At 63.2% G+C, this 9,320-nt stretch carries 7 protein-coding genes and 1 pseudogene; 4 read left to right on the top strand and 4 right to left on the bottom strand.

Annotation, left to right across the window (positions count from 1 at the left end):
* Together M5B99_RS23940 and M5B99_RS23935 are read right to left on the bottom strand one after the other, a co-directional pair.
* Window positions 1-257: pseudogene (locus M5B99_RS23940) on the bottom strand (ethanolamine permease); the annotation flags it as partial.
* Window positions 258-501: 244 nt separating this feature from the next.
* Window positions 502-2,022 (bottom strand): aldehyde dehydrogenase family protein, encoded by a 1,521-nt coding sequence (locus tag M5B99_RS23935; protein WP_248799360.1) that lies wholly within the window; start codon window positions 2,020-2,022, stop codon window positions 502-504.
* Between the two features lie 405 nt (window positions 2,023-2,427).
* Here M5B99_RS23935 and M5B99_RS23930 point away from each other — a divergent pair, with 405 nt between their 5' ends.
* The 4 genes from M5B99_RS23930 (at window position 2,428) to M5B99_RS23915 (ending at window position 6,698) form a co-directional block, all read left to right on the top strand.
* On the top strand, window positions 2,428-4,344 hold the full coding sequence (locus M5B99_RS23930; RefSeq protein WP_248806381.1) for a sigma-54-dependent Fis family transcriptional regulator: 1,917 nt from the start codon (window positions 2,428-2,430) through the stop codon (window positions 4,342-4,344).
* A 95-nt stretch (window positions 4,345-4,439) separates the two neighbouring features.
* The gene (gene mpl, locus M5B99_RS23925) at window positions 4,440-5,789 is read left to right on the top strand and encodes a UDP-N-acetylmuramate:L-alanyl-gamma-D-glutamyl-meso-diaminopimelate ligase (RefSeq protein WP_248806380.1); all 1,350 of its coding nucleotides are present in this window, start codon (window positions 4,440-4,442) and stop codon (window positions 5,787-5,789) included.
* Window positions 5,786-6,418 (top strand): flavin prenyltransferase UbiX, encoded by a 633-nt coding sequence (ubiX, locus tag M5B99_RS23920; RefSeq protein ID WP_248806379.1) that lies wholly within the window; start codon window positions 5,786-5,788, stop codon window positions 6,416-6,418. The genes mpl and ubiX overlap by 4 nt, the downstream gene beginning before the upstream one ends.
* Window positions 6,411-6,698 (top strand): YceK/YidQ family lipoprotein, encoded by a 288-nt coding sequence (locus M5B99_RS23915; protein WP_248806378.1) that lies wholly within the window; start codon window positions 6,411-6,413, stop codon window positions 6,696-6,698. The genes ubiX and M5B99_RS23915 overlap by 8 nt, the downstream gene beginning before the upstream one ends.
* Before the next feature lie 152 nt (window positions 6,699-6,850).
* On the opposite strand, the gene M5B99_RS23910 is transcribed toward M5B99_RS23915, so the two are convergent.
* Window positions 6,851-7,492: an oxidoreductase gene (locus M5B99_RS23910; protein WP_248806377.1), complete on the bottom strand. Its 642-nt coding sequence runs from the start codon at window positions 7,490-7,492 to the stop codon at window positions 6,851-6,853.
* A gap of 27 nt (window positions 7,493-7,519) precedes the next feature.
* A complete protein-coding gene (locus M5B99_RS23905) occupies window positions 7,520-9,238 on the bottom strand; it encodes a C13 family peptidase (RefSeq protein WP_248806376.1) in 1,719 nt (572 codons plus the stop codon).
* Window positions 9,239-9,320 lie beyond the last annotated feature (82 nt).

Here is a 9,320-nt window from a genome sequence, read left to right as displayed (position 1 = left end):
CGTTCGCCAAAGGCCCGGCGACTGTAGGCAAAAGGCCCGCCGGCATGGGGAATTGCGGTGGTCAGTTCGGTGAAACTGAAGATGAAGCAGGTGTACATGGTCGCCACCAGCAAGGTGGTGACGAGAAAGCCCAGGGTACCGGCGGTGCCCCAGCCATAGCTCCAGCCGAAGTATTCGCCGGAGATCACCAGGCCCACGGCAATGCCCCAGAGGTGCAGGGTGCCGAGGGTCGGTTTGAGTGCGGTTTGGGTTGTCATAAGTCCTCGCTTGTCATTTTTATTGTTTGGTTGTTGGACTTGCGGGTGTCGATTTTCGGTACGGTGTGCACGCAAAGCCCGTGCCAGAGCGGCCAGGCATTTTTTCGAGTGTTAGTTGGGGCCTCTTCGCGGGCAAGCTCCGCTCCCACAGGTTTCGGTCGTTTACAGCTTTTGGATTCGACTCGGACACTGTGGGAGCGGAGTTTGTCGGGACGCCGAACCGCCGCGAAGGCGGCCTCAGGGTTTAGAAGAACCCAAGTGGATTGATGTCATAGCTCACCAGCAGGTTCTTGGTCTGCTGGTAATGATCGAGCATCATTTTGTGGGTTTCGCGGCCCACGCCGGACTTCTTGTAGCCGCCGAACGCGGCATGCGCCGGGTACAGGTGGTAGCAGTTGGTCCAGACGCGCCCGGCCTTGATCGCCCGGCCCACGCGGTAGGCGCGATTGATATCACGGGTCCACAGGCCTGCACCGAGGCCGAACTCGGTGTCGTTGGCAATCGCCAGGGCTTCGGCTTCGTCCTTGAAGGTGGTGATGCTCACTACCGGGCCAAAGATTTCTTCCTGGAACACACGCATCTTGTTGGTGCCCTTGAGCAGGGTCGGCTGGATGTAGTAGCCGGTGGCCAGATCCCCTTCGAGCTTCTGCACCTGGCCGCCGGTCAGCAATTGCGCGCCTTCCTTCTTGGCGATTTCCAGGTAGGAGAGGATCTTGTCGAACTGCTGCTCGGAAGCCTGGGCGCCGACCATGGTGTCGGTGTCCAGCGGGTCGCCACGCTTGATCTGCTCGACTTTCTTCATCACCACTTGCATGAACTCGTCGTAGATCGACTCTTCAATCAGGGCACGGGACGGGCAGGTGCAGACTTCGCCCTGGTTGAAGAAGGCCAGGACCAGGCCTTCGGCGGCCTTTTCAATAAAGCTCGGCTCGGCTTTCATGATGTCGGCGAAGAAGATGTTCGGCGACTTGCCGCCCAGTTCCACGGTGGACGGGATGATGTTCTCAGCCGCGCATTTCATGATGTGCGAGCCGACCGGGGTCGAGCCGGTGAAGGCGATCTTGGCGATGCGCTTGCTGGTGGCCAGGGCTTCGCCGGCTTCTTTGCCGAACCCTTGCACCACGTTCAGTACGCCAGGTGGCAGCAGGTCACCGATCAGTTCCATGAGCACGGTGATGCCCAGCGGGGTTTGCTCGGCCGGCTTGAGTACCACGCAGTTGCCGGCGGCCAGGGCCGGGGCGAGTTTCCAGGCGGCCATCAGGATCGGGAAGTTCCACGGGATGATCTGGCCGACCACGCCCAGCGGTTCGTGAATGTGATAGGCCACAGTGTTGCCGTCGATTTCCGCGGCACTGCCTTCCTGGGCGCGCAGGCAACCGGCGAAGTAGCGGAAATGGTCAGCGGCCAGTGGGATATCGGCGTTGAGGGTTTCGCGCACGGCCTTGCCGTTGTCCCAGCTTTCGGTAATCGCCAGGGTTTCCAGGTTCTGTTCGATACGGTCGGCGATTTTCAGCAGGACCAGCGAACGCGCCTGGACCGAGGTCGCACCCCAGGCATCGGCGGCGGCATGGGCGGCGTCGAGGGCCTTGTCGATGTCTTTGGCGTTGGAACGGGGGAATTCGGCAATGGCCTTACCATTGACCGGAGAAGTGTTGGTGAAGTACTGGCCGTCGACGGGCGCGACGAATTCACCATTGATGTAGTTGCCGTACTTGGCCTTGAACGTAACGATGGCGCCGGCAGTACCAGGGTGGGCGTAACGCATGGTGTGTGTCTCCTTGGCTATTGTGCTTATAAGAGAGTACGCGCTTGAGCGCTTCATAAGCGTAGAGCAAAGGTCGGGCCAGTGCGTGGTGGGCCGGGCGCCAGAGCCTTTGGCCGAGGGAGGCGGTGACGGATGGCGGGGCTGTTGCGACAGCAGCGATACAGCCAGGGTGACAGTTTGTATCGTACTTGGCACAGCCTGTGACGCGGCGGTCGCGGGGTGATTGCATTGCTCGCGGCGCTGGAGGATGCTGGGCATCCAGGTGAATGTGCACGATATTTTTCGGACACCACGAAGCCCTGTAGGAGCCGGCTTGCCGGCGATAGCGACCGATCAGACGATGCAAGGCTCATTGGCCCCATCGCCGGCAAGCCGGCTCCTACAAGGTCGGGAGAATAATAAGAAATGCAGAACAACCATCTGAGTCGCCACGCCCAGCAGGTATTGACCGTGACCCAGGGCAAGGCCCACCCGGGCGGCCCCGGCAGTGACCCGTCCATCGCCCGCTCCTGGCTGCGTTGCCTGGAGGACTATCACCTCGACCCCTCGTTGAGCATCGCCCCCACCGTGCTCGAGCACGGTCGCCTGCTGGAAAGCCGCGAGCACCTGCACCAGGTCCTGCAGATCGCCGGCACTGAAATGACCAGCCTGCACCAGCAGCTCTCCGGCGCCGGTCACGCGGTGCTGCTCACCGATGCCCGCGGGGTGATCCTCAACTGCGTCACGGCTCCCGCCGAACGCAAGATCTTCGAGCGCGCCGGCCTCTGGCTCGGCGCCGACTGGAGCGAAGCCTGCGAAGGCACCAACGGTATCGGCACCTGTCTGGTGGAGCGCCAGTCCCTGACCATCCATCAGGATGAGCATTTTCGCGGGCGCCACACCGGCCTGACCTGTTCCGCCAGCCCGGTCTTCGATCCCCATGGCGAATTGATGGCGGTGCTCGATGTGTCCTCGGCCCGTCCGGAAGTGTCGCGCCAGAGCCAGTTTCACACCATGGCGCTGGTCAACCTCTCGGCGAAGATGATCGAGAGCTGCTATTTCCTGCGTCATTACGACAACCACTGGCTGCTGCGTTTTCACTTGCAGGCCGAGTCGGTGGGGCTGTTCAGCGAGGGCTTGCTGGCGTTCGACGGCGAAGGTCGGATCAGTGCCGTCAACCAGAGTGCCCTGAACCTGCTGGGGCAGGGGCGCAGCGGTTTGCTGGGGCAGCCGGTGGAGGTGTTCTTCGATTGCTCGCTGGATGAGCTGCTTGGCCGCGCCAGTGCCCAGGCCAGTGCCAGTTGGCCGTTGCGGACCCGCGACGGCCGGGCCCTGTTCGCGGTGTTGCGCGGCCAGCCACGCAGCGTGCCCAAGGTGCTGGTTCCGACGCCGGCACCGCTGGCACGCGCGAAGTTGTCCAACATCTGCCTCGGCGATCCGGTCTTGCAGACGGATTTTCGCCGGGCGCTGCGGGTTTTCGAACGTGATGTGCCGTTGCTGATCAACGGTGAAACCGGTTCGGGCAAGGAGGCCTTCGCCAAGGCGGTGCACCAGTCCAGCCAGCGCGCCGAGAAAGCCTTTGTCGCCCTCAACTGCGCGGCGATTCCCGAGAGCCTGATCGAAAGCGAGCTGTTCGGTTATCGCGGTGGCAGCTTTACCGGCGCGCGCAAGGAAGGCATGCGCGGCAAGCTGCAACAGGCCGATGGCGGCACGCTGTTTCTCGACGAGATCGGCGATATGCCGCTGGCGCTGCAGACCCGCTTGCTGCGGGTGCTGGAGGATCGTCAGGTGGTGCCCATCGGCGGCGAGCCGGAGGCGGTCAATGTGCGCATCATCAGTGCCACGCACCGCAACCTGATGGAGCGGGTCGGCGACGGCAGCTTCCGCGAGGATCTGTACTACCGGCTCAATGGGCTGGAGGTCGGCCTGCCGGCGTTGCGTGAGCGCAGCGACAAGTCGCAGTTGCTGGATTTTCTGCTGGCGGAGGAGGCCGGTGAGCAGCAGGTGTTGATCGATACGGCGGCGCGTCAGGCACTGCTGGCGTTCGAATGGCCGGGCAATGTACGGCAGATGCGCACGGTGTTGCGCACGTTGGCGGCGTTGTGCGAGGACGGTCGGATCGGTGTTGAGGACCTGCCGGCGCTGATCCGTCAGGCGCGGCCGAGCCTGGTCGCGGTGGCGGTCGACGAGCCGTCCGCGCATCCCCTGGAAGACGCCGAGCGTCTGGCTTTGCTCAATGCCCTGGAACAGCAGCGCTGGCATATGACCCATACGGCGGAGCAGTTGGGGGTGAGTCGCAACACCTTGTATCGCAAGTTGCGCAAGCATGGGATCGCCCGCTAGACCTGCTTCGGCCTTGAGTACACGTGAGCCTGAAACACCAGGTGCGATTTCCCCCGCCCTGGGCTAACCTGCGACCACGTTTTACGAGGTCGACTATGCACATTCATATTCTGGGTATCTGCGGTACGTTCATGGGTTCGATGGCGGTTCTTGCCAAGGAACTGGGCCATCACGTCACCGGTTCCGATGCCAACGTCTATCCGCCCATGAGTACCCAGCTCCAGGCCCAGGGTATCGAGCTGACCCAGGGCTACGATCCGGCGCAACTCGATCCGGCCCCGGACCTGGTGGTGATCGGCAATGCCATGTCCCGTGGCAATCCGGCGGTCGAGTACGTGTTGAACAAGGGCCTGCCCTATGTGTCCGGCCCGCAATGGCTGGCGGACCATGTGCTGCAAGGCCGCTGGGTCCTGGCGGTGGCCGGCACCCACGGCAAGACCACCACCAGCAGCATGCTGGCCTGGGTGTTGGAGCACGCCGGCATGAGCCCGGGTTTCCTGATCGGCGGCGTGCCGCAGAATTTCTCGGTGTCGGCGCGCCTGGGTAGCACACCGTTCTTCGTGATCGAGGCCGATGAGTATGACAGCGCCTTTTTCGACAAGCGCTCCAAGTTCGTCCACTACCGCCCGCGCACCGCGATCCTGAACAACCTGGAGTTCGACCACGCGGATATTTTTCCGGACCTGGCGGCGATCGAGCGGCAATTCCACCATCTGGTGCGGACCATTCCGAGCGAGGGGTTGGTGATCCATCCCACCACCGAACCGGCTTTGCAGCGGGTGATCGAAATGGGCTGCTGGACCCCGGTGCAGACCACCGGCGCCGGCGGCCAGTGGCAGGTCAAGCTACTGAGCGAAGACGGCTCGCGTTTTGAAGTGATGTTCGAGGGCGTGGCCCAAGGCGTGGTCGAGTGGGACCTCACCGGCCAGCACAACGTCGCCAATGCCCTGGCCACCCTGGCGGCGGCGCGGCATGTCGGCGTGGTGCCGGCCATGGGCATTGCCGCCCTCAGCGCGTTCAAGAGTGTGAAGCGGCGGATGGAAAAGGTTGCCGAAGTCCACGGCGTAACGATCTACGATGACTTCGCCCACCACCCGACGGCCATCGCCACCACCCTTGATGGCCTGCGCAAGAAAATCGGCGATGCGCCGTTGATCGCCATTATCGAGCCGCGTTCCAACTCGATGAAGCTCGGTGCCCACCGCGACGGTCTGCCGGACAGTGTGGTCCAGGCCGACCAGGTGATCTGGTATGCGCCGGCCAATCTTGGCTGGGACCTGGGCGCCACGGCGGCACTGTGTTCGGTGCCGTCGATCGTCAGCGATTCCCTCGATGGCATCATCGAACGGGTGAAAAGCCAGGCCAAGCCCGGGACCCACGTGGTAATCATGAGCAACGGCGGCTTCGGCGGCCTGCACGGCAAACTGGCCGAGGCGCTGCAATGAACAACGGACCGGAACGCATTACCCTGGCGATGACCGGCGCTTCCGGCGCGCCCTATGGTCTGCGGCTGTTGGACTGCCTGGTGCGCGAGGACCGTGAGGTGCACTTCCTGATCTCCAAGGCCGCACAGCTGGTGATGGCCACCGAGACCGACGTGGCGCTGCCGGCCAAGCCGCAGATGATGCAAACCTTCCTCACTGAATACACCGGCGCGGCTGCCGGGCAGATTCGAGTGTATGGCAAGGAGGACTGGATGTCGCCGGTGGCCTCGGGCTCCGGCGCGCCGGCGGCGATGGTGGTGGTGCCGTGTTCCACCGGGACTCTGTCGGCCATTGCCACGGGAGCCTGCAACAACCTGATCGAGCGGGCGGCGGATGTCACCCTCAAGGAGCGCCGCCAGTTGATCCTGGTGCCGCGCGAGGCGCCGTATTCGAGCATTCATCTGGAGCATATGCTCAAGCTGTCGAATATGGGCGTGACCATCCTGCCGGCGTCGCCGGGCTTTTATCACCAGCCGCAGACCATCGATGACCTGGTGGATTTTGTCGTGGCGCGGATTCTCAACCTGTTGAATATCCCCCAGGACATGCTGCCGCGTTGGGGTGAACACCATTTGAGCAGCGATGAGTAAGCCGCTGCTGTGTCTGCTGCTGGCGCTGCAACTGGTGGGGTGTGCGACGGTGCGGACCCTGGACGCCGGCAAGGCCGGGGCGCCGGTGGTGTATTCGGGGGTGCGCCTGGATCTGTATGCGTTGCAGGGCGGTTGTTGCGCCTATGACCGCTTCGGCGCGCAGGCGCCGAGTTATCCCGGGGTGGATCTGCCGGCCAGCGCGTTGCTGGATACGCTGCTGCTGCCGCTGTCGGTGTTGACAGTATTGGGTGTGGGGTATCAGGCGACAGGTGGGTTGTAGGGCCTGTAGGGCCTGTAGGGCCGAGTGATGAACTGTGGGAGCGGAGCTTGCCCGCGAAGACGGCGGTGAGGCCACTAAAAGCTTCGCGGGCAAGCACCGCTCCCACAAGGTATGCATTTCATTGCTCTGCTGCGGGGGGCAATGGGGCCGTGTTATTTACCCAGTCGGCGCAACTCATCCGACTCGACTATCCGCACGCCATCCTGTTCCTCCAGCGCCAGTCGCCACAGCGCCCGCGCCAGTTGGCAGGCCTCGATGCCGCGATACTTCCCTGGGATCAGTTTCGACAGCGGCGCCGCCAACTGTTCCGCCAGGCGTGGTTCGATCCGATCACCCAGCAGCAGCGAAGGCCTGGCGATGGTCAACTGCGGCCAGTTCTGCGCCCGCAGCGACTGCTCCATCTCACCCTTGACCCGGCTGTAGAACACCTTGGATTTCGGATCGGCATCGATGGCGCTGACCACGATCAGATGTCGCGCGCCCATTTCCCGCGCGCGCTTGCCAAAGGCCACGACCATGTCATGGTCCACCGCGCGGAACGCTTCTTCGGAACCCGCCAGTTTGATGGTGGTGCCCAGGCAGCAGATCGCCAGGTCGACACGACCGCTCAATTGCGGCAGGAAAACTGCCGGATCGCCCACCGGATTTTCCAGGTGCGGATGTTTGGCCAATGGTCGGCGCGAGGGCGCCAGTACACGGCTGACCGTCGGCTCGTTGAGCAGACGGTCGAGTAGATGTTCACCGGTCAAACCGGTGGCTCCAGCGAGCAGGATGTGCTGAGGCGTCAAGTACATAAAATACCTCCCTTGATACAGTTCAGCTTAGTTGCTCTTGGCTTCCTTGCTGTCTAGCGATGCGCTTTGCAGCGCTTTTCTTGCTTGTTGTTTGCGCAATGCCTGCCAGTGCGCAAGCACGCCCTTGGGCGCCCAGATCTGTGGCTCCGACGCTTCGAAATTATCCGCCTGCTCGCGCTCGGCGACATGGGCCTTGGCCAGGGCGAAGGCTTGCTGCAAATCATCGGTCTGGTTCAGCGCCTGGGCGAACAGGGCGTCGCCGAAATAGGTGAAATCCGCTTCCTCGGAGCAGCCGAAGGACACTCGGTCAGCGCGGGACGCGCTCATGATCAAGGTTTTTTCATCCTTGAGCGCCGGGATGAAACCGCCGGAATAACAGGCGGAAATCACGATGACCTTGTCGCGGTTCTTCAGCGGTGCCAGCGCCGAGGCGAGCTCGTCGGCCGGCAGGTCGGCCAGCTCCAGGCGTGGCTGATCCAGCACGAACTCGTGCTCATGGGTGCCATGGCTGGTCAGATAGATGAAGATCAGGTCTTCCGGCCCGCTACGCTCGGCCAGGGTCTGGGCGGCGCGCCGCAGGTTCTCGCGGGTGGCCATCGGGCGATCGCCGAGGTGGTCGCGATGGTTCACCAGGCTGATCTGACCATGGGCGCCGAAGCGGGTGGCGAGCATCCGGTTGACGTAATCGGCCTCGCGCATAAACACGCTTTGCTTGCCGTCGCCGGCCAGCACCAGGCTGTAGAGCTCAATCGCCGGGGTCGATGCCGGCACGGCGGCCAGGGCCTTTTCCAGCAGCGGGCCCTGGGCCAGCAGGCCAAGTTCCAGCAGGTCGGGTAGCAGCTTGCCGTCGGCATCGCGGACTCGCTGGCCGTTGGTCCAGATACCGCTTTGCACGCTGCCGTCGGCCAGGATCAGGCTACCGCGACCGTTGTAGGTGTCGCTGGCGAATTCGCCGATATAGACGCTGCCGTCGGCCAGGGTCAAATGACCCTGGCCGTTGAAGCGCCACTCGCTGAACTCGCCGCTGTAACGGCTGCCGTCGACGCCGATCAGCTCGCCCTTGCCGCTGAGCACGCCTTCCTTGAATTCACCGATCCAGACATCGCCATCGGCGTTTTCGTAGCGACCCTTGCCATTGAGCTGGTTGCGCTTGAAGCCGCCGGCATACTGGTCGCCGTCGGCGCTGTTGAAGGTGCCGACGCCTTCGAGCTGGCCGTTGACGAAGTGGCCGGTGAACAGGTTGCCATTGGCATCGCTGCGCTGGCCCTCACCGTTGGGCTTGCCATGGGCGAATTCACCCTGGTACTGGCTGCCGTCTTCCAGTTCCAGATGGCCGAGGCCTGAGTACTGGTCGTCCTTGAATTCGCCACGGTAGGTCATGCCGGCTTCTTTGAGCGTACCTTCGCCGTCGCGTCGGCCCTGCTTGAAACCGCCGGTGTAGTTGCTGTCGTGCACGGTCAAGGTGCCCTGGCCGTGGAACAGGCCCTGCTGGAACTGACCCTTGTAGACCTCGCCATTGCTGCCATGCCACTCGCCGTCGCCTTGCCACTGGCCGTGGTCGAACTGGCCGGCGTACCAGCTGCCGCTGGGGTAGTCGATGCGGCCCTGGCCTTGCAACAGCCCATTGACCACGTCGCCGCGATAGCGACCGCCGTCCGGCAGACGAGCGTCCGGCGGCAATAGCGATTCGCCATCACCGCAGGCGGTAAGCAGCAGGGTCAAAACCAGGGGGACGAGTGGGCGCATAACGGGATCCGGATAATTAGGGGACCGAGTATGCCGTAGCAATATGGCGTGTCCAGTGTCCTGCACGAAACAGAGTGCACTC

Source organism: Pseudomonas sp. MWU13-2100 (assembly GCF_023242365.1).
Classification (GTDB): domain Bacteria; phylum Pseudomonadota; class Gammaproteobacteria; order Pseudomonadales; family Pseudomonadaceae; genus Aquipseudomonas.
Note: the sequence above shows the minus strand (reverse complement) of the source record. Positions and strands in the feature narration are given on the sequence as shown.

Coding starts and splice junctions, on each gene's coding strand:
- M5B99_RS23910 (WP_248806377.1), bottom strand. CDS start 7,492: ATGTACTTGACGCCTCAGCACATCCTGCTCGCTGGAGCCACCGGTTTG.
- mpl (WP_248806380.1), top strand. CDS start 4,440: ATGCACATTCATATTCTGGGTATCTGCGGTACGTTCATGGGTTCGATG.
- M5B99_RS23935 (WP_248799360.1), bottom strand. CDS start 2,022: ATGCGTTACGCCCACCCTGGTACTGCCGGCGCCATCGTTACGTTCAAG.
- M5B99_RS23905 (WP_248806376.1), bottom strand. CDS start 9,238: ATGCGCCCACTCGTCCCCCTGGTTTTGACCCTGCTGCTTACCGCCTGC.
- ubiX (WP_248806379.1), top strand. CDS start 5,786: ATGAACAACGGACCGGAACGCATTACCCTGGCGATGACCGGCGCTTCC.
- M5B99_RS23915 (WP_248806378.1), top strand. CDS start 6,411: ATGAGTAAGCCGCTGCTGTGTCTGCTGCTGGCGCTGCAACTGGTGGGG.
- M5B99_RS23930 (WP_248806381.1), top strand. CDS start 2,428: ATGCAGAACAACCATCTGAGTCGCCACGCCCAGCAGGTATTGACCGTG.